At 68.3% G+C, this 19,563-nt stretch carries 19 protein-coding genes and 1 tRNA gene; 8 read left to right on the top strand and 12 right to left on the bottom strand.

The genetic code is table 11. The annotated features are described in order from the left end of the window. Position 1 precedes the first annotated feature (1 nt). Genes pstA through ACOOGH_RS15140 form a run of 5 tightly spaced genes read right to left on the bottom strand, consistent with a single transcriptional unit; the run spans position 2 to position 4,761 of the window. Complete coding sequence (gene pstA, locus ACOOGH_RS15120; protein WP_420449707.1) at positions 2 to 880, bottom strand: phosphate ABC transporter permease PstA; 879 nt, start codon at positions 878 to 880, stop codon at positions 2 to 4. Beyond that, positions 877 to 1,779, bottom strand: coding sequence for a phosphate ABC transporter permease subunit PstC (pstC, locus tag ACOOGH_RS15125; protein ID WP_420449708.1), 903 nt, complete (start codon positions 1,777 to 1,779; stop codon positions 877 to 879). The genes pstA and pstC overlap by 4 nt, the downstream gene beginning before the upstream one ends. Further along, the gene (locus tag ACOOGH_RS15130) at positions 1,751 to 2,698 is read right to left on the bottom strand and encodes a PstS family phosphate ABC transporter substrate-binding protein (protein ID WP_420449709.1); all 948 of its coding nucleotides are present in this window, start codon (positions 2,696 to 2,698) and stop codon (positions 1,751 to 1,753) included. The genes pstC and ACOOGH_RS15130 overlap by 29 nt, the downstream gene beginning before the upstream one ends. Beyond that, on the bottom strand, positions 2,685 to 4,043 hold the full coding sequence (locus ACOOGH_RS15135; RefSeq protein ID WP_420449710.1) for an ATP-binding protein: 1,359 nt from the start codon (positions 4,041 to 4,043) through the stop codon (positions 2,685 to 2,687). The genes ACOOGH_RS15130 and ACOOGH_RS15135 overlap by 14 nt, the downstream gene beginning before the upstream one ends. Positions 4,044 to 4,065: 22 nt before the next feature. Further along, on the bottom strand, positions 4,066 to 4,761 hold the full coding sequence (locus ACOOGH_RS15140) for a response regulator (protein WP_420449711.1): 696 nt from the start codon (positions 4,759 to 4,761) through the stop codon (positions 4,066 to 4,068). Positions 4,762 to 5,069: 308 nt separating this feature from the next. Between ACOOGH_RS15140 and ACOOGH_RS15145 the strand changes: the two genes are divergently transcribed. The 3 genes from ACOOGH_RS15145 to ACOOGH_RS15155 all read left to right on the top strand — a co-directional run bounded on the left by ACOOGH_RS15145 (position 5,070) and on the right by ACOOGH_RS15155 (position 9,915). Then, positions 5,070 to 7,907 carry a TonB-dependent receptor domain-containing protein gene (locus ACOOGH_RS15145; RefSeq protein WP_420449712.1) on the top strand — a complete coding sequence of 946 codons (2,838 nt, stop codon included), beginning with the start codon at positions 5,070 to 5,072 and terminating at the stop codon, positions 7,905 to 7,907. Between the two features lie 112 nt (positions 7,908 to 8,019). After that, positions 8,020 to 9,387, top strand: coding sequence for a hypothetical protein (locus ACOOGH_RS15150; RefSeq protein WP_420449713.1), 1,368 nt, complete (start codon positions 8,020 to 8,022; stop codon positions 9,385 to 9,387). Between the two features lie 12 nt (positions 9,388 to 9,399). Continuing rightward, positions 9,400 to 9,915, top strand: coding sequence for a hypothetical protein (locus ACOOGH_RS15155; RefSeq protein WP_420449714.1), 516 nt, complete (start codon positions 9,400 to 9,402; stop codon positions 9,913 to 9,915). A gap of 1 nt (position 9,916) precedes the next feature. Here ACOOGH_RS15155 and ACOOGH_RS15160 read toward each other — a convergent pair whose 3' ends face one another. Beyond that, a complete protein-coding gene (locus ACOOGH_RS15160) occupies positions 9,917 to 10,795 on the bottom strand; it encodes an NAD+ synthase (protein WP_420449715.1) in 879 nt (292 codons plus the stop codon). A 7-nt stretch (positions 10,796 to 10,802) separates the two neighbouring features. Further along, positions 10,803 to 11,738, bottom strand: coding sequence for a nitrilase-related carbon-nitrogen hydrolase (locus ACOOGH_RS15165; RefSeq protein WP_420449716.1), 936 nt, complete (start codon positions 11,736 to 11,738; stop codon positions 10,803 to 10,805). Between the two features lie 112 nt (positions 11,739 to 11,850). On the opposite strand from ACOOGH_RS15165, the gene ACOOGH_RS15170 reads away from it, so the two are divergent. From ACOOGH_RS15170 to ACOOGH_RS15180, 3 genes are read left to right on the top strand one after another with little or no spacing between them, the layout of a single operon-like run. Beyond that, entirely contained in the window at positions 11,851 to 12,567 is a 717-nt protein-coding gene (locus tag ACOOGH_RS15170) for a CPBP family intramembrane glutamic endopeptidase (RefSeq protein ID WP_420449717.1), read from the top strand. Between the two features lie 48 nt (positions 12,568 to 12,615). After that, positions 12,616 to 13,680, top strand: a complete 1,065-nt coding sequence (locus tag ACOOGH_RS15175) for a porin (RefSeq protein ID WP_420449718.1) — start codon at positions 12,616 to 12,618, stop codon at positions 13,678 to 13,680. Positions 13,681 to 13,708: 28 nt separating this feature from the next. Beyond that, positions 13,709 to 14,437, top strand: a complete 729-nt coding sequence (locus tag ACOOGH_RS15180) for a glycosyltransferase family 2 protein (protein WP_420449719.1) — start codon at positions 13,709 to 13,711, stop codon at positions 14,435 to 14,437. A 68-nt stretch (positions 14,438 to 14,505) separates the two neighbouring features. Here ACOOGH_RS15180 and ACOOGH_RS15185 read toward each other — a convergent pair. Further along, a tRNA-Glu gene (locus ACOOGH_RS15185) sits at positions 14,506 to 14,578 on the bottom strand. 89 nt (positions 14,579 to 14,667) lie between these two features. Here ACOOGH_RS15185 and ACOOGH_RS15190 point away from each other — a divergent pair. Together ACOOGH_RS15190 and ACOOGH_RS15195 are read left to right on the top strand one after the other, a co-directional pair. Continuing rightward, positions 14,668 to 15,141, top strand: coding sequence for a hypothetical protein (locus ACOOGH_RS15190; RefSeq protein ID WP_420449720.1), 474 nt, complete (start codon positions 14,668 to 14,670; stop codon positions 15,139 to 15,141). 18 nt (positions 15,142 to 15,159) lie between these two features. Further along, on the top strand, positions 15,160 to 15,624 hold the full coding sequence (locus tag ACOOGH_RS15195; protein WP_420449721.1) for a hypothetical protein: 465 nt from the start codon (positions 15,160 to 15,162) through the stop codon (positions 15,622 to 15,624). Positions 15,625 to 15,631: 7 nt separating this feature from the next. Here the strand turns inward: ACOOGH_RS15195 and ACOOGH_RS15200 are convergent, their stop codons facing one another. The 4 genes from ACOOGH_RS15200 to ACOOGH_RS15215 all read right to left on the bottom strand — a co-directional run bounded on the left by ACOOGH_RS15200 (position 15,632) and on the right by ACOOGH_RS15215 (position 19,557). Then, positions 15,632 to 15,802 (bottom strand): hypothetical protein, encoded by a 171-nt coding sequence (locus ACOOGH_RS15200; RefSeq protein ID WP_420442220.1) that lies wholly within the window; start codon positions 15,800 to 15,802, stop codon positions 15,632 to 15,634. 147 nt (positions 15,803 to 15,949) lie between these two features. Beyond that, on the bottom strand, positions 15,950 to 16,729 hold the full coding sequence (lipB, locus tag ACOOGH_RS15205) for a lipoyl(octanoyl) transferase LipB (protein WP_420449722.1): 780 nt from the start codon (positions 16,727 to 16,729) through the stop codon (positions 15,950 to 15,952). Between the two features lie 36 nt (positions 16,730 to 16,765). Then, positions 16,766 to 18,175, bottom strand: a complete 1,410-nt coding sequence (gene lpdA / locus ACOOGH_RS15210; protein ID WP_420449723.1) for a dihydrolipoyl dehydrogenase — start codon at positions 18,173 to 18,175, stop codon at positions 16,766 to 16,768. Between the two features lie 53 nt (positions 18,176 to 18,228). After that, positions 18,229 to 19,557, bottom strand: a complete 1,329-nt coding sequence (locus tag ACOOGH_RS15215) for a dihydrolipoamide acetyltransferase family protein (protein WP_420449724.1) — start codon at positions 19,555 to 19,557, stop codon at positions 18,229 to 18,231. Positions 19,558 to 19,563: the final 6 nt, after the last annotated feature.

The raw sequence follows: 19,563 nt of genomic DNA on the forward strand, positions 1-19,563 counted from the left end.
GTCACCTCTCGTATCGGTTACGAACCAGAATCGCGGCTGCGTTCATCATGAGCAGCACGCCCAACAGTACCACAATGGCTCCTGCCGCCAGCGCATGGAACTCCCCGCGTGGATCCGTGGTCCAGTTGAAGATCTGGATCGGCAGGGCCGTGAAGGGATCCATGGGCGAGACCGGATCGAAGGCGATGAACGTCAGGCCCCCGATGATGAGCAGCGGGGCGGTTTCTCCCCCCGCTCGCGAGAGACCGAGGATGGTGCCGGAAAGGATGCCCGGCATGGCCGCCGGGAGTACGTGATGCCGGATGGTCTGCCAGCGCGTGGCGCCGAGCGCGTAGGCGGCTTCCCGCAGCGAGTCCGGGACGGCGCGGATCGCCTCGCGGGCCGCGATGTTGACGATGGGGAGCACGAGCAGCGACAGCGTCGCCGCGCCAGCGAGCAGGCTCCGCTCCAACGCCAGGAAGCGGACGAACACGGCGAGCCCGAGGATGCCGTATACGATGGAGGGCACACTGGCGAGGTTCGCGATGTTCGTCTTCAGGAGGCTCGTGAAGTGGTTCCTGGGGGCGTATTCCTCCAGGTACAGCGCGGCGCCGACTCCGAGCGGAAAGGACATCGCCGCCACCAGCGCGAGCATCCACGCGCTCCCGAGGATGGCGGAGCGAATCCCGGCACGCTCCGGGAAACGTGACGGATGGCTGGCCAGGAACTCGAACGACAGCACCGGCAGCGCGTCGGCCAGGATACTCGCGAGGAGGACGACCAGGGACGCGATCCCGAAGGCCACCGCAAGGCGGCACAGCCACTTGAACCGGACCCCGGCGCGGCGGCGGGCCTCGAGGCGCGGGTCGAAACGGCCTCCGCGGAGCGCGCCGGGACTCACTGGAAGCTCCCCCGGAAGCGCGCAGTCATGCGCTGGCTCAGCAGGTTGAGGGCCAGCGTGATGAGGAAGAGAAGGAGGCCGACGGCGAACAGGGTCCGGTATTCGACGGACCCCGGCGGGGCGTCTCCCAGGCTCACCTGCACGATGTAGGCCGTCATCGTCTGAACGCTCTGGAGCAGATCCAGCGTCATGCCCGGGGTCGCGCCCGCGGCCAGCGTCACGACGATCGTCTCGGCGATGGCACGGGAGATCGCGAGGACGAAGCTGGCGGCGATTCCGGGCAGACCCGCCGGCACCACAATCCGCGTCGCCACCTCGTACGGGGTGGCCCCGACGCCGTACGCGGCCTCGCGCAGAGCGTCGGGGACCGCGCTCAGCGCGTCCTCGGAGAGAGACGACACCATCGGAAGGATCATGATGCCCAGGACGATGGCGGCGCTCGCGGCATTGAAGACGCCCGCCGACGGGAAGAACGACCTTAGGATCGGGGTAACGAGGATCACGGCGAAGTAGCCGTAGACGACCGTCGGAATCCCCGCGAGGATCTCGAGCGCCGGCTTGACGGTCCGCTTCGTCCGGATCGATGCGAACTCGCTCAGGTAGATGGCCGTGGCCAGTCCCACCGGGAGCGCAATCAGCGCCGCGCCGGCCGCGACGAGGAGGGTGCCGTTGACCAGCGGGAGGATGCCGAACGACCGCGGCACGAGGTCCGGGGACCAGCGCGTCCCCGCGAGGAACTCGACCGGGGACACTTCGGCGAAGAAGCCCAGAGACTGGGTGAGCAGCACCACGACGATCCCGACCGTCGTCAGGATGGAGAGCGCTCCGCAGCCGAAGAGGAGCGCCCCGATCAGGCGCTCGCCGAAGGTGCTAGCCGATCCGGGCTCGGATTTCTGCATACGCTTCCGGCTCGAGCGGTATGTACCCCGTCTCCGGGATCAGGGTCGCCGCCCGCTCGAGGAAGAAGCGCACGAATGCCCCGACCTCCGGTCGATCGAGCGCATCGCGCCGAATGTAGATGTACATCGGTCGAGCGAGCGGCGTGTACGTACCGTTCAGGATCGTTTCGCGGGACGGTGCGACGCAACCGGCGCCCCCGTCGACCTCAATGGCGCGCAGTTGCCCCCGGTTGTCCTCGAAGTACGCGTAACCGAAGTAGCCGAGCGCGCCCGGATCGCCGCTCACGCCCCCGACGAGCACGTTGTCGTCGGCGCTCGCGGTGTAGTCGCTCCGGCTGGCGCCCTCCTCGCCGACCACGGCCGCCGTGAAGTAGTCGAAGGTGCCCGAATCGGTGTCGGGTCCGTACAGCTTCAGTCCCTCATCCGGCCAGCCCGGGCGGAGCTGGCTCCAGCGCTCGACCTCGGACCCGGGCGCCCATAGCCGCCGGAGTTCGGCCACGCTGACGCAGGCGACCCAGTCGTTGGAGGGGTGCACGACCAGCGTGAGGCCATCCCGGGCGATCTGCACTTCGACGGGCTCGATGCCCTCCGCCCTGCAGGACGCGGCCTCGACTTCGTTGATCTGTCGCGAAGCGTTGGTGATGTCCGTCTCGCCGTTACAGAACCTCTGAAACCCTCCGCCCGTGCCGGAGACGCCCACCGACACGCGAACCGCGCGTCCGCCGGCGATCTGGAATTCCTCGGCCATCGCCTGGCTGATGGGGAAGACGGTGCTCGAGCCATCCACCTCGATCAGGCCCGACAGGCCTCCGTCCGGGTCGGCGCCGCAACCCGCGAGAGCAAGGGCCGCCAGCGTCGCCCATCCCGCAGCGGAGCGACCCAAGCGGCCGGGGCGAAGCACCCGGTCAGGCGGGGACATCGAGGCCCTCCCTGCTCGAGAGCCGGGCGGCATCCGGAAGCGTAAACCATACGGTCGTGCCGTGGCCCAGAACGCTCTCGATGCCGATCCTGCCCCCGTGCGCCTCGACGAAGTGCTTCACGATCGAGAGTCCGAGGCCGGTTCCCCCCCGGGCGCGCGAACGCGCCGGATCCACTCGGTAGAAGCGTTCGAACACGCGTTCGACGTGCACGGACGCGATCCCCGGGCCGCGGTCGGAGACCTCCACTCGCTGGAACCGTCCGTCCGATTCAATCCGGACGCTGATGTCCGGGTCCTCATCGCTGTAGCGCGCGGCGTTGTCGAGGAGGTTCCGGATCACCTGGCGGATCGCGTCGGGGTCCGCCCAGGCGGGCCGCTCCGTTCCCGACACGTGCAGGTTGAGGTCGGCGGCCCGAACCTTCGGGGACAGCGTCTCCCACGCCTCCCTCGCGATGGCGCCTACCGAGACCGCCTCCGGCTCGGGGCTCCAGCTGCCGGACTCGAGCAAAGAGAGGTCCAGAAGGTCATCGACCAGATACCGCATGCGGGTCGCATTGGACAAGATGCGCCGCGCAAAATCGCGCGCATGGTCCGCGTCGAGTCCTCCGTCCGCCAGCGCCTCGGCGAACCCCACTACGCTGGTGAGCGGAGTCTTGAGTTCGTGCGACACATTGGCCACGAAATCCCGGCGGACGCCCTCGAGTCGCCGCATGACCGTAAGGTCGTGGAGCACGATGATCGCGCCCGACCGGTGGGGGCGGGCCGACATCAGCACCGTGTTCTCGCCGAGTTCGACTTCAGCCGTCGTGGATTCGCCCCGCCGCGCCGCATTCACGGCTTCGGCGATCCCGGGAGAGCGGAAGAGCGTGCCGACGCGAGCGCCGGGCGCCACCTCACGTCCGGCCCAGCGCTCGAAGGCGGGGTTGCAGAGGCTTACGAACCCCTCCCGATCGATGAACGCGAGTCCGTCCTCCAACCCGTCGAAGAGCACGCTCAGGTCGCTGGACTCCCGTTCGGAGACCTCCACACGGTGGCGCACCTGCCCGGCCATGCGGTCGATCGCTCGACCCAGGGAGGCGACGGAACCGGAACCGGTCGGGCCGATCGAGGGATCGAGGTCACCTGAGGCGATGCGATCGACGGCTTCCCGCGCCTCTCCGAGTGCCAACTCGATTCTCCGGGCCACCAACCGGGAAGCCGGCCACAGCAGGAGCAGGATGCCTCCGAGCACGGCGGCTTCGGCCGCCACGCCCGTCGCGTCGAGCCGGAGGGTAAACCGGGCGGCGAAGTACGCCACCACGAGCACCGCGGCCGCGGCCAGAAAGAAGCGGGTTGCCAGTCTCACCGAACGGGCTCCGCCGCGCGAACTACTTGTCGAGCGCGCGGAATCGGTAGCCGATCCCCCGCACGGTCTCGATCAGGGGAGCGGCGTCCCCGAGCTTGGTCCGCAGCCGGGCGACGTGCATGTCGACCGTGCGCGTTTCGATCGCGGCATTCGTGTCCCACACGGCCTGAAGCAGCTGGCGGCGGGTCTGTACGCGTCCACGCCTCTCGAGCAGCACTTCGAGCAGACGGTACTCGAGACGCGTCAGATCGACCTCGACCCCGTCCGAGAAGGCCCGGTGCGCCTCCCGGTCGACCTCGATCGGGCCCACCGAGATGCTCCTCGTCGTCGACACCGGTTCCGCCTTCGACCGGCGGAGGAGCGCCTCGACGCGCAGCGTCAGTTCGCGCGCGCTGAAGGGCTTCGTGATGTAGTCGTCCGCGCCAACCTCAAAGCCCTTGACACGTTCCTCCTCTTCCCGCCTCGCGGTGAGCAGGATGACCGGCATCGAACTCGTGCGCCCGGCGCGCCGCAGTCGCTGCAGCACCTCGTATCCGTCCATGCCCGGCAGCATGAGGTCGAGGATCATGAGGTCCGGCCGGTTGGCCTCCGCCGTGGTCAGTGCGCCCGGTCCGTTTACTGCCGTGGTGACCCGGTATCCTTCCCGGCTCAGGTGATATACGAGCACGCTGAGGATATCGGGTTCGTCATCCACAACCAGGATCTGTGCGTCCGGCATCGTCACCATCCGCGTCATATGGGCTCAACCAATGGAGGTGTCCGCCGCACGGACCCAATCCCCGCAGGATTCTGGACCACGTGTGCAGGCCGTATTGTAACACATTCGTAACCATCTCGTGAACGACCGCCAGACCGCGCCGCGTCCCCCGGCCTCGCGAGGCTTCCGGTCCGTCCAACCCGGTAACCCGGCGCGCTTCGCGCCGTGACGAACCTGTGACGTTTCCTTGCCTGGAGGCGTTACTGAACCCGCCTATCCTCCGCCCCGGTAGCAGGCCCCTGTAGTGAACGCCCGGAGGATCCAGAGTCATGAAACTCAAGCAGAGACAGCACAAACCCCGGCTTCAGGCCGGTCTTGCCGTCCTTTCCGCTTGCCTCCTGCTCGGCCTGGCCGGTGCAGTTGCGGCGCAGGAGGCGGAACTCGGCAGGATATCGGGTCGAATCGTGGATGAAGAGACGGCGAGGCCGCTGAGCCTGGCGCAGATCTCCGTCCCCTCCCTGAACACCGGCACGCTGAGTGACGTCGACGGCCGCTGGACGCTGCAAGCCGTACCGGCCGGCACATACGACGTGGTCGCCCGCCTCATCGGTTACTCGAGCAAGACGGTCACGGGCGTGCTGGTCGTCTCGGGAGAGAACGCGACGATAGACATCTCGCTGCCGTCCCAGGCGATCGAGTTGAACGACCTGACCGTGACGGTCGCGGACCAGCGCGGCACGGCCTCCGCCGTCCTCCAGAACCGGCAGACCGCGCCCGCGGTAACCGACGCGATCGGCCGCGAGCAGATCGCGGACTCGCCGGACTCGGACGCGGCCGCGGCGCTGGCCCGGGTCCCCGGCGTCTCCATCGTCGACAAGAAGTTCGTGTTCGTGCGAGGCCTCGGAGAACGCTACGGGAACACGACGCTCGACGGCGCGGTCATGCCGTCCCCGATCGCGGACCGCAAGGCGGTTCCGCTCGACCTCGTCCCGGCCAGTTTCATCGAGAACGTCTCCACCTCGAAGAGCTATCTCCCCCGGCAGCCCGCCGACTATGCGGGCGGACTCGTCCAGATCGAGACGCGCAGGGTTCCGGGAGAGAGCTTCTTCAATATCGGGTTCGGGGGCGGGATGGAGACCGCGACGACCGGAAAATCCGGCCTCGGCTACGCGGGCTCCGGCCTCGACTTCCTCGGCATCGACGACGGGATGCGCGCCCTTCCCGACCTCCTGCCGGCCGACGCCCCCGTCAACCGGCGCAACTTCAACTCCGCCGAACTGGAGGCGATCGGCGAGGCGTTCGCGCCCGGCTGGGCCGGCACCCCGCGCGACCTCCCCTTCGGGCGCAGCGGCGAACTCGCTTTCGCGACCGAGATCCCGCTCGGCGCGAGGGACCTCGGCCTTCTCGCCGCGGCTCACTGGGATGACTCGTGGAACCGCCGCGAGGGCTATGTGGAGCGGGTGTTCGCTTCCTCCGGCCTCGCGGATCCCGAAGTCGACTACGGAGGCGACCAGTCGGCGCGAGCCGTCACCCTCGGCGGCCTTCTGAACATGGACTACACGCTGGCGGCGAGTCACCGGATCTCGTTCAACGGGCTCCTCAACCGGGTGACCGAAGACCAGTCCCGCATCCTCGAGGGTTTCAACCTCGACTCGAACACGAACCAGCGGAACACGCGAATCCAGTACGTCGAGAACTCCCTCGTCCAGGGGCGCCTGAGCGGGAAGCACTACTTCAACGCCTTCGGAGGCACGACGGCGGAGTGGAAGGCCGCGTATTCGCGCGCGGGCCGCTACGAGCCCAACACGCGCGAGGTCCTGTACCGCGAGTCCAACGGCGTCTTCCTGTGGGACAACTTCATCCAGAGCGGCAGCATCTTCCACCAGGATCTGACCGAAGATGCGATCAACCTCAACGTCGACATTCAGTTCCCGATCCGCGTGAACGGGCGGGCGGGGACGATCGAGGTCGGCGCCTCGACCCTCACGCGTGACCGCGACGTGCTCAGCCGGCGCTTCCGGTTCATCCCCAACCGGTCGATCGCGAACGAAGTCAGGGCGTCGTCGCCCAACCGGATCTTCTCGCCGGAGAACATCGGCCCGGGTCCGCGACAGTTCGAGATCCAGGAGGCGACTTTCCGTCCCGACAACTACGTGGCCGACCAGACCACGACCGGGGCCTACCTCATGGCCGACTTCGAGCTGCTGCCGCGCCTCCGCTTCGCCGGCGGGGCCCGGATCGAGCGCAGCCGGCAGGTCGTCGAGCCGCGGGACGTCTTCACGCTGGGCGTCGAGCCTCTCACGGGCGCGGAACTCGACAACACGGACTTCGTTCCCGGCGCCACGCTCACCTGGGCGGCGAGCGACCGGGTCAACCTCCGGGCCGCCGCTTCACGCACGCTGGCGCGGCCCGAGTTCCGCGAGCTGGCGCCGTTCTCGTTCGCCGACTTCGCGGGCGGGTATCTCGTCGTCGGGAACCCGGTGCTCCAGCCCTCGCGGATCACGAACTTCGATCTGCGCTGGGAGTGGTTCCCCGGCCCCGGCGCGGTCATCGCGGTGAGCGGCTTCTACAAGAATTTCAGGGATCCGATCGAGGAAGTCGTGTTCCCGAGCAGCGAGTTCATCAAGAGCTGGCTCAACGCCGGGACCGCGAACAACATCGGGACCGAATTCGAGCTGCGCTCCGACCTCCGCTTTCTCTCGGAGTCGTTCGAGAATTTCGCGCTCAACCTCAACCTCACGCTGGTCGATTCCGAGGTGGAGACAGGGAGCGTGGCCCAGATCTTCGTCCCCGGCTCGGGACCGCTCGAGATCGATGTCGTAGGGCAGAAGCGCCGCCTCCAGGGCCAGTCGCCCTACGTCGTCAACGCGGGCGCGAACTGGGCCAGCCCGTCCAGCCGGACTTCGGTCTCCCTCCTCTTCAACCGCTTCGGGCGCCGCATCAGCCAGGTCGGCACCCAGTTCCTCGAGAGCGTATTCGAGGAGGGCCGGAACCAGTTCGACCTCGTCGTCGAACAGGGGATCGGGTCGAAGATCTCGGCCAAGCTCAGCGCCACGAACCTCTTCGCCGCCGACTACCGCTTCACGCAGGCCGGCGATCTCCTTCGCGGCTGGCAGCCCGGCAGGGCCTTCTCGCTCGGCATGACCTGGCAGCCGGTCGGCCGCTGACAAACGATCCGGGCCGCCGCTCCGTCACGGGCGGCGGCTCTTCTGGCCTGCGACTCACGCTCCGGTCGCGGTGACTCCAGACAGGCGACGGAGCGTTGAGGAGAAACACACGATGAATCTGGCACGACGAAACCGGCGGGTCGGACTGTTTCTGACCGGGCTGCTCCTGAGTGGCTTCTATGTGGCGTGCGGGGGCGAGGAAGATCCCGTCTCGCCTCCGCCTCCTCCGCCTCCACCGCCGCCCCCCGTGGCGCCGCCGCCTCCTGATCCGCCGCCGCCTCCACCGCCGCCGACCACGGCGACGCTGTCGGGGACGATCGAGCAGTCGATCGAACTGGATCCGAGCCTCACCTACTTCATCCAGGGGACGACGATCATCGAGGACGGCGCGACGGTCACGATCCCGGCCGGGACGGTGCTGAAGGGCGACGTCGACTTCACTGGTTCGGCGCTCATCGTCCGTCAGGGCGGCCGGCTCGTCGCCGAGGGCACGGCGGAAGAGCCGATCGTGTTCACGAGTTCGAACGATGAGGGCTCGCGCCGCCGCGGCGACTGGGGCGGGGTCGTCTTCAACGGCCGTTCGAACTGCAACTTCCCGGCGGATGAGTGCGTCGGCGAGGGCAACTCGGGTCCGTACGGCGGCAACATGCCCGACGACGACAGCGGCGTGCTGCGCTACGTCCGCGTTGAGTACGGCGGCTATGAAGTCAGCTTCGGGAACGAACTGAACGGCCTCACGCTCAACGGGGTCGGCTCGGGCACGCAGCTCGAGTACGTCCAGTCGCACTTCGGCTCGGACGACGGGATCGAGTTCTTCGGCGGCACCGTGGACCTCAATTACGCCTACGTCACCGGCGCCTCGGACGACTCGTTCGACTACTCGACGGGCTGGCAGGGCCGCGGGCAGTTCTGGGCGGCGCAGCAGGATCCCGATGACGCGGACAACGGCTTCGAGATCGATGGAAACGAGGAGAACTTCGACGCCATGCCGCTGACCGATCCGACGATCTACAACGTCACGCTGGTCGGGAAGGAGGCCGGGACGGGCTCCGACGGCGAGAGCACGCGAGGGATCATCTTCCGTCGCGGCACCGACGGAACGGTCTACAACGCCGTCATCCTCGGCTTCGAGAAGGGTTTCGACATCGACCAGAGTGAAACGGTAGGCCGCGTCGAGATCCGGAACAGCTACATCCACGGCCAGCAGGACAGGATGTTCGAGGGCGATGACGACGGGATCGACGAGGAAGCCCTGTGGATGACGGAGGACTGGGCCAACTCGATGGACGATCCGATGCTTACGGACCCGTTCAACCTCATGATGCCCGACTTCCGGCCGGCCGACGGCTCCCCGCTCACCGAAGGCTTCGCCGAGCCGCCTGCGGGCAGCGACTTCTTCGAGGCGGTGGACTACATCGGCGCCTTCGCGCCGGACGTGCCGCAGTGGATCGAAGGCTGGACCACGTCGGACCAGGGCTAGCAGAACACACGTATGCGTCGCACCAGCCTCATCCTCGTATCGGGTCTGCTACCGATCTTTTCCGGATCCTGCGGGGATGCTCCGTCCGTTGGAGGGCAGAGACTGCCCGGATCCGCCGGCTCCCTCGCGGAGCTGGCGACCACGGTCCTCGTCGGGCTGGCTGCGGCGGATACCCTTCGCCTCGAAGGCGTCCGTCTCACCGAGATCGAACACAACGAGATGGTTTGGCCGGAACTCCCGGCCTCCGCGCCGGAAGTGAACTACCCCGTGGACCTCGCGTGGAAGAATATCCGGACGCGGAACCGCGCGGCGCTCTCCGACCTCTTCGGCGTGTACGAGGACCGGAAGCTGCAGTTCATCGACGCGGAGTGCCGTGGATCCACGGAGGCGTTCGAGAGCTTCGTCGTGCACACCGACTGCTGGGTGACCCTCAAACGCGACGGGGACCTGATCCCGCCCCAGCGGATCTTCAAGGATGTCCTCGACTGGGACGGCGAACTCAAGATCTTCCGCTACTACGAGCCGTAGTTCAGTAGTCCACCGGTCTCAGATACCACTCTCCGATCGCCGTCGGAGAGATCATCGCGACCGTTGGCAGGTGCCGCTTCCAATGCGTGCGCTCGAGCCGCCCCGCCACAATCTCCACCTTGTCTCGCTCGAACCCCGCTTCGATCAGTTCCTCTCGCACGCGCCCCGAAACCAGGTGATGGAGGATGAGATCGGCTTCCGGGTAGGTGACGCCGAGGTCGCCCTCGTCCGTCTGTCCGTGGATCAGGTCCGCCGTCGCAGGCTTGTCGATGATCTCGCGGGGCACCCCCACGGCCCGTGCGAGCGCCCACACCTGGCTCTTGAACAGGTCTCCGAGCGGGTTCACCGGGGGAGAGTCGTCGGCGTGCCACGTATAGTAGCCGAGCAGCCGCTCCGACTTGTTGCCGGTGCCCACGGGGAGAGCCGACAGCTTGAAGGCCTGATCGAAGAGGACGATCATGCGCTGGCGCGCCGCCACGTTGCCCCTGCGGTGCCCGCCGGCGCCGGGTTCGAAGTCCTCGAGATAGCCATCGACGGCCCGCGTGATCTCGATCGTGCGCGTCGGGATGCCGAACGCGTCCGCCACGAGAAGGGCGTCCTCGCGGCTGCGCGGACTTGACGTCCGGTAGGGAAGGAGGAGGGCGAGCACGGCTTCCGGGCCGAGAGCTTCCGCGCACAGCGCAGCGGTGAGAGCGGAATCCACCCCGCCCGACAGCCCGACCACCACCCGGCGAAAGCCGCGCCGACGCTCGATCTCCTCGCGGAGGAACTGAGCGAGCCAGCTTCGCACGAGGTCCACATCGATGTCGAGCGGGCTCGGATCGGCGGGGTGCGGTGAACGGCTCTGGGCGACCCCGGCCGGCGGCCATACACCGTTCATTCGATGTTCATTCGATCTCGGCGGCGGGTCGGCCGACGCCCGAGCCCGGGCTGTTTACGAGCAGACGCGTCCAGGAACGCTCCAGGTCGGAGAAGAGCGGTTCATCCGCGCGGGCGCGGGCAGCCTCGCCGAGATCCAGCCGCACGGGGAGCAGCGCTTCCTCCCACAGCGGCCCCGCGACGATGCGGTGGCCGCGCGAATCGTACGCCGCGGAGCCACCGGCGAATCCCTTGCCGCCCTCGAAGCCGACCAGTTGCGACACGAGGACGTAGACTCCGTGCTCGGCGGCGACCGCGCTCGCGAGCGCGTCCCAGCGAACGAGGTTCTCGGGCGCCCCCGCCCTCGGGGCCGCTCCGCGTGCGGGCGAGGCGCTGAGGATGAGGATGATCGAGGCGCCGTCGAGCGCCGCGAGCGTGCCCGAGATCGAGTGGAAACCGTCTTCGCAGATCAGGAGGGCGGTGCGCCCGAGCGGCCCATCGAAGGCCCGAATTCCGGCTCCGGCCTCGACGAAACGCTCCTCCTGGAAGACGCCGTAGGTGGCGAGGAACACCTTCCTGTGAACGTGACGAATCCCCCCCGCGGGCCCCAGCGTCGCGTACAGTCCGGAGTTGTAGATCCCCCCCGCATCCCGTTCATAGAACCCGATCGCGATGTCGAGACCGTCCGCGCTCACACGCGAGTTGAGCGCCTCGAACAACTGCGGGGCCGAGATCGCCTGTTCGCGCACGCCCCCTTCGAGGAAATACCCGGTGAGCGCCGTCTCGGGGAACACGACCAGGCGCGGCCGGGGCTTCTGAGCGACGGCTCGTTCGATCGTCGCGGCGCACGCGTCCAGCGTTTGGTCGAGGTCACCCTTGGTGGGCCGGAACTGGGCGATCGCGATATCGAGCGGCATGCGTTCGGAGCCGTCGTTCGAGTGAAGTGCCGAGAGGCCGGCGGCCACGAGAGACCGCCCGCGGGGAGAACGTCCCCGAACCTCGCGGCGGTGTCAACGTCCCCGAAGCTCTCGGCGTCACGTGTTGCACCCCACACCTTCTCACCGTATCCGTCCGCCCATGCTCGAGACTCCGAGTCCGATCGCGGCGGCTTACGCGCTGCTGCTTCTGGTCGGCATGCCCGTCCTCGCCGCCCTCGACGCTCGCCGCGGGGCGGATCTCGCCGCGGCGGCCCAACACCGCGTGCTCCTGTATGTGTCGGTGGGGGCCTCTCTCCTCGTCCTCGGACTCCTGACGCTCGGCGTCGCGGCGTGGCAGGATGTGCCGGCGGCCGCGCTCGGCTGGACGGTCGACACTCCGGCCGCGGCGCTGCTATGGGGCCTGGCGGTCGCCGTCGCGGGCCTGGTGCTTGCCTGGCTCATCACGGCGGCCGCCCGGCTGGCCGGGCTCCGGGAGACCGCCGCGGTGATGCTGCTCATGCCGCGAGACGCCGCGGAGAAGCGAGCCTTCCTCGTGCTTTCCGGGATCGCGGCGGTGTGCGAGGAGTATGCTTATCGGGGGTTCGCGTTGTGGGCCCTCGCGGCGTGGACCGGGAACGTCTGGCTGGCCGCGCTGATCGTCTCGGTCTCTTTCGGTCTCGGACACGGGTACCAGAAGCTGGCCGGCGTGATCCGCGCGATAGCGCTGGGCGTTGTGCTCGCGGCAACCGTCATCTGGACGGGGAGTCTGTTCCCCGCCATCGTCGGGCACTTCTGGATCAACGCGGCCATCGGTCTTGGAGGCTGGCGCTACCTTCACGCGGGTTTCGATCCCGCCGATACCGCAGACCCCGAATGACACACACCAGTAGACAGGAGTAGACAGGCGGATGATGAGGAGAACTGAATGATCGCGAGAGTGTGCGCCCGAACGGCCATCGCGCTGGTCCTCGCCCTGCCGGCGGCGACGGCGGCCCAGGAGTCACTCCCGGTCGAAATCGGGGGGCTGCTGCGCGCGGGCGCTCGCACACATTCCGATTCCGGCATCGGGGCCAAGGGATTTCAACTCTTCGAGTCGCGTCTCAAGGTGAGCGGGTCGGTCGGCCTGGTCTTCGACTACAAGTTCGTGACGCGCTACGATGCGGCCCGCGACGCGTTCCGGATTCACGACGCCGTGGTCACGCTGCCCCTGATGCCGGAGTTTCAGATCAAGTTCGGCATGTTCAAGCCCAACTTCAGCCACGAAGCGGTCATATCGCTGGCCGACATCACCTTCGTGAATCGATCGCAGGCCGTGACCGCCATCAAGATGGACCGGCAGATCGGTGTCGAGGGGGGTGGAGAGGCGCTCGAGGGCCGGCTGACCTACGGGGCCGGCATGTACAACGGGAACGGGCGGGAGGTCACGAACGACGGTGACAACTACATGTTCACCGGTCGCGTCCAGTTCAACTCGATCGGCACGGTCGCCTTCTACGACGACTTCGTCGTGCAGGTCGGCGCTTCGTACGCCTACTCGACGGATACCTCGGCCTCACTCGGCGAGGGCATCGTCACGGGGGATCGATCGGCGGCACCCCACATCACATCGGACTTCGCGGGCGAACGCCTGCTCTGGGGCACGGACCTGGAACTCTCTTACCGCGGGTTCAAGCTGTCGGGCGAGTATCTCCGCGCCGACTTCGATATCGACGCGCCTCCCGGCGGGCGCGGATCCGCGGAGACAGAGGCGTACGGCGGGTATCTGCAGTTCGGGTATAGGGCCTGGGGATTCGTCGAGGGCGTCATGCGTTACGATGGGTTCCAGCCTGCGCTGGGCGCCGACCGGGAGTTCATGGTGTTCGGCGTGAACCTGTTTCCGGACAACCACGCGCGGTTCGGCGTGCAATACGCCAGCGCGCTCAGGGATTCTCCCAACGCCCCGACGCTGTCCGACGGGCAGTTCATGTTCCTCGCCCAGGTGAACTTCTGACCCAAGGCCGGCCGGCGTGTACGCGGGAATGACGGTCGGTGTGGTCGTACCGGCGAGGGACGAGGAGCGCAATATCGGCCCGGTAGTTTCCGACCTGCTCGCGCTACGCGATGACCGGGGCCTGCGCGTGGTCGACGACTTCGTCGTCTGCGACAACGGATCGACGGACGCGACCGCGACCCGCGCGCAGGAGGCGGGGGCGCGGACCGTCCGGCAGGACACGCCGGGCTACGGACTCGCCTGTCTCACGGCCCTCGCGCAGCTTCGCCCCGTCGAAATCGTGTTGTTCACGGACGGTGACCGGTCGTTCGAGGCCGTGCAGGGACTCGGGCTGCTCGAAGCCGTCGCCGCCGGGGCCGACCTGGCCATCGGGTCGCGCGCGCTGGGCCGGAGGGAGCCGGGCGCCCTGTCGGCTCCGCAGATCGCGGGCAACCGGGTGGCCGGTTTCCTCATACGTCTGCTGTGGGGGGCGGCGGTGACCGACCTCGGGCCCTACCGCGCCATAAGGGCCGAAGCTTTGCGCCGCCTCGACATGCGGGACCGTACGTACGGCTGGACCGTGGAGATGCAGGTCAAGGCCATCCAGCAGGATCTGCGGATCGTCGAGGTGCCGGTGGACACCTTGCGCCGCCGATTCGGCCGGTCGAAGGTGGGCGGAACGGTCCGGGGCGTCGTCGGCGCCAGCGCGGGCATTCTCTCAATGATCGCTCGGCTCCGCTGGCGGCAGATGCGCGGGGCGCGCGGATCAGGGGCATAGTGCCACGGCATAAGACAGCGGCGTGCTCCGGACGAAGGGGGCCGTCCCGAACACGCCGCGGTGCGTCATACCCCCTAGGGGAATCGAACCCCTGTCTCCTGGCTGAGAACCAGGTATCCTTGGCCACTAGACGAAGGGGGCGGAGTTGGGAAGCGATATTCTAGTCGGGCTGGAAGGCGTGTCAAGATGAGAACAAGTCGAGACGGTACGCGGAACGGGTGCCGGGCGCCGTGAGTTGGGAACACCTGCACATCGTCTCCCACTCGTTCCCGATCGTCCTCGCCGCGTGCGGGAGCGTCGTCGGCCTGTACGGGTGGGCGCGGGACCGCGAGCCGCTCGAGTTGTGGGGACTCGTGGCCCTCGTGATCGCCGGCGCCTTCGTGGCGCCCGCCTACCTGACCGGCCTCGCCGCCGCCGATGTCGTCGCGGACCGCACCTTCGTGCGACCGGGCATCGTCCAGACTCACCGCTTCTGGGCCACGTGGGCGGCCGTCCCGGCCTTCACGGCCGGCGCGCTGGCCGCTTTCGCGCTGCACGAACGGGACGACCGGCGCCTCCGGCACTTCGTACTCCTGGTGGGCCTGTTCGCGACGCTAATGATCGGCTTCGCCGCATGGCAGGGCTCGAAGATCGTGCACGGACCGAATGAGACCGCGGGCGCGGGGGTACCCTCCGCGACGGTTCACACCACTGCGGGCGGCTGAGACTTCAAGGAGCGGGCGATGAGCAAACGGACGGAAATCCTCCTGGTCGCGCTGGCCGTCGTGGTCCTGGCGGGGCTTTCCGGCTGGGCCATCTGGTGGGCGGCGGAAGGGGAGGCACCTCTCTGGTTGCCCGTCGGTGTCGCCGTGGGGTCCGTCGTGACACTGGGGATCGGTGCGCTGGCATGGGCGGGCTGGGGACGGTGGCTGCTCAAGGAAGCGAATGCGGCGGGACCGACCTGGAGGTGGTGGCGCCTCTGGTTCGTGCCTTGGGCGTTCTGGGGCGTGACGTTCATCGCCAGGAGCCTGATCGAGTTCATGGACCGCCCCGATCACCCGGACGGTCCGGCGATGCTTGTGTCGCTGCCCGTGATGCTGGTGGGCGCGGGGGTCGCAATCGTGGCTTTCTTCCTGATACTGGGCTTCGCCTTCAAGGAGATCGGGCATCTCCGCCGCCAGCGAAAGAGGGGGCGGGAACGCGGCTAGAAGGCCGCTAGTGGGTGGCGGACTCCAGGAGGGCGACGAGGCCGAAGAAGATGAACGCCGCGGCGAGCATCGCGGCCGTTTGAAGCACGCGTTCCAGAAAGGACATTCTGGCAAGGTGCCCGAGCAATAGGGCCACGACGACCGTGCTGATGAGCAGGATCCCGAGAATCATCATCATCTTCGCAAGCCATCCTTGTGCGGCGGTTTCGGCGGCGGAGACCGGGCCGCCCGCATGTGCAGGCGACGCGCCACAAGGTCGGCCCAAACCCGCGTTTCGGCAACGCTCCCGCCGGTGAGTTCCCGCCCGCGCGTTCCCGTGGGAACGTCAGACCCGGAGGCCGACTTCCGGCGCCTGTAGCGGCGCAAGGGCGGGGAACGCCACGGGGAAGGCGCGCAGCACGGCCTCGCCGGCCTCTTCCAGCGTAAGGGAGGCGCCCTCGGACGCGAGGCTCGTCATGCGGACGCCGTGGATGCCGCACGCGACGATCCCGCTGAAATGCACGAGGGGTTCCGGCGTCACATTCAGCGCAAAGCCGTGCCAGGTGATCCAGCGGCTCGCGTGCACGCCGATCGAAGCGACCTTTCGGATCGCACCGGCCCCGATGAGGGCGTCCGCCCGCCCGGCGGCGACCGTGCCGAACCCGTCGTCCTCGACGGCCTCGAGACTTCCGGCGGGTGGAGAACCCGTCCACGCTCCCGTGTACGACTCGACCCGGAACGCCGGGAGACCGCACTCCGCGAGGACGCGCAGCGCCACCTCCTCAATGCGGCGCAGATACCAGTGGAGGTCCCGCCGGTGCGCGTGGAGGTCCAGGATCGGGTAGCCCACCAGTTGGCCGGGGCCGTGATACGTGACGTCCCCGCCCCGCTCGATCTCGACCACGTCCATCCCCTCGTCCGCGAGCCAGGCCGCGTCGGGCAGGGTGTGCTCCTCCCTCGAACCGCGCCCGACGGTGATCACCGGCAGGTGTTCGACGAGAAGCAGGAGGTCGTGGTCCGGCGGAGAATTCCGGCGCCAGCGGGCGATGGAGCGTTGAAGCTCGAGAACCTCCCGATACTCGCGGCGGCCGAGGTCGACCACCCGGAGTTGCCGCTCGCCGCTCATTTGGAGTTCCGTCCGTCCCCCGCCGGCCCTGCCCGCCTACATGTGGATCGCGCGCCCCAGGGCGGCGAACGCGGCTTCCATCACGGCCTCGGCCATGCTCGGATGTGCGTGCGCGTGACGCACGATCTCGTCCAGCGTGGCTTCCAGTTCGCGCGCCATGCCGACCTCGGCCACGAGTTCGCTCACGTTGTGTCCGATCATGTGGACGCCGAGCACTTCGCCGTACTTGGCGTCCGCCACGACCTTCACGAAGCCGTCCGCGGATTCGGCGGTCAGCGCGCGTCCGTGCGCTCCGAGCGGGTACTTGCCGGTGACGACCTCGTGGCCCGCCTCTTCGGCCTGCGCCGCGGACATGCCGATCGAGGCGACCTCGGGGTGGCAGTACCCCACGGACGCGATGTTCCCGTACGTCATCGGGTGTTTGGCCACGCCCGCGATATGCTCGGCGGCGACGATGCCCTCGTGCGATCCGACGTGGGCCAGCATGGGCTGCCCGGCGACATCGCCGATCGCGTAGACGCCCGGCTGGTTCGTCCGGCACCAGCCATCGATCCTGATGAAGCCATCCTCCATCGCGACCCCGTTCTTCTCGAGGTCGAGATTCTCGGTCACCGGCCGACGTCCCACGGCCATGAGCACGAGATCGGTCTCTTCCGCCGTCTCGCTGCCGTCCGGGTTCACGACCGTGAGGACCATCGGGCTCGCTTCACGGTCCAACTGCTTGACGCGGGTGTTCGTGAGGCTGCGAATCCCCCGCTTCCGGAACGAGCGTTCGAGCGCCTTCCCGATCTCCGGGTCCTCGAGGGGCACGAGCGTGTCGAGCGCCTCGATCAGCGTGACTTCGACACCGAACGCGTTGAAGACGTCGGCGAACTCGACGCCCACGAATCCGGCCCCGACGATCGCCATCTTCGCGGGGAGTTCCTGGAGCCCGAGCGCTTCGCGGCTTCCGATCACCTTCTCGCCGTCGAGTTCGAAGCCGGGGAAGGTCTTCATCACGGAACCCGTCGCGAAGACGACGTTCCGGGTGGCGAGTTCGAGGGTCTCGCCGTCCGACTCGACCGCGACGCGGCCCGTCCCGGCCAGCCGGCCGCGACCCTGTACGATGTCGACCTTGTTCTTCCCGAGCAGGTACTTCACGCCGGCGGTGAGCTTGCGCGTGATCATGCGGCTCCGCTTCACGGCCGCGGGGAAATCGTACTCCACTTCGACGGGCTTTACGCCCATGCGGGCGCCGTGGTGCTGGAGGTTGTGCGCGAGCGCCGCGCTCTCGAGCAGCGCCTTGGCCGGAATGCAGCCCCAGTTCAGGCAGGTGCCGCCGAGGCCGCCCTCGTAAGACCCGCTCTCGACGCAGGCGGTGCGGAGTCCGAGTTGCGCGGCCCGGATCGCACATACGTAGCCGGCCGGTCCGGCCCCGACCACGACGACGTCGTAAGTCTCCGACATCTATCCCTTCACTCTCTCGTTTCTCTGGTTCTGTGGAAGTCCCGCCAGCCTGCTTAGAGGATCATCTCGAGCGGGTTCTCGAGCATGGCCTTGAAGGTGGCGAGGAAAGACGCCCCCGTGGCCCCGTCGATGACGCGGTGATCGCACGACATGGTCACGCGCATCCGCTTGCGGACGACGACCTGGCCGTCCACCGCGACGGGCTTCTCGACCGTCTGGCCGATGGCGAGGATGCCGGCTTCCGGCGGGTTGATGATCGCCGTGAACTGATCGATCTCGAACATGCCGAGGTTGCTGACCGAGAAGGTTCCGCCCTGGTATTCCTCCGGCGTGAGCTTCCGCGCCCGCGCCCGGGCGATGAGGTCGCGCGCCTCGACCGAGATCTGCCGCAGCCCCTTGCGGCCCGCGTCGCGCAGCACCGGCGTGATGAGGCCCTCGTCGAGCGCCACCGCGATCCCGAGGTGGACCGCGCCGTGGTAGCGGATCGCGTTCTCCTCCCACGAGGCGTTGACCCCTGCGTGCCGATTGAGGGCCTCCGCGGTCGCCTTCAGAAGCAGGTCCGTCACCCCGATCTTGCCGTCCGCGAAGCGGGCGTTGAGGTCCGCGCGCAATTCGAGCGCCCGGCCCATGTCGACCTCGGTCGTGAGGAAGAAGTGGGGCACGGGCCCGATCGACTGGCCGAGCCGGCGAGCGATCGCCTTCCGCATCTGGCTCGCCTCTTCGACCCGGTCTTCGAGGCCGGGAGACGGCACGACGGGCGTGGGGGCCGGTGCGGGGGCCGGCGCAGGCGTCGGGGCGGGGGACGGCGCAACGGCCGGGCCGCCGGCCAGCGCGGCCTCGATGTCGGCCTTGACGATCCGACCGCCCGGCCCGGAGCCGGAGAGGCTCGCGAGGGCGATCCCGCTCTCCGCGGCCATGCGCCGGGCCACGGGCGAGGCCTTGATGCGGCCCCCGGCCGCCGGCGCGGGCCGGGTCGGGGCCGCTACAGACTCCCCGGTTGCCGCGGGGGGGTCGGACGCTGTGGGCGTTGCGGAGGCGGCGGGCTCGGAAACGGGCTCGGCTGCGGGCTCTTCGGCGGGGCCTTCCGCCGGCTCGTCTCCCCCGGCCGCCTCCGCCTGGGCGAGCAGGTCGTCGATCGACTCGTCCTGCTCGGCGATCACCCCGATGAGCGCCCCAACCGGCACCGTGGCGCCCGCCTGCACGACGATCTTGCGCAGCACTCCGCCCCCGAGCGCCTCGACGTCCATGTTCGCCTTGTCCGTCTCGATCTCCGCGACGACATCTCCCTGCGCCACGGCATCGCCCTCGGCGACCTTCCACTCGATGAGTTTGCCCTCCTCCATGGTAGGGCTCAGCTGCGCCATCACGACCTTCGTCGCCATCGGGAC

Source organism: Candidatus Palauibacter sp., assembly GCF_965213655.1.
Classification (GTDB): Bacteria; Gemmatimonadota; Gemmatimonadetes; order Palauibacterales; family Palauibacteraceae; genus Palauibacter.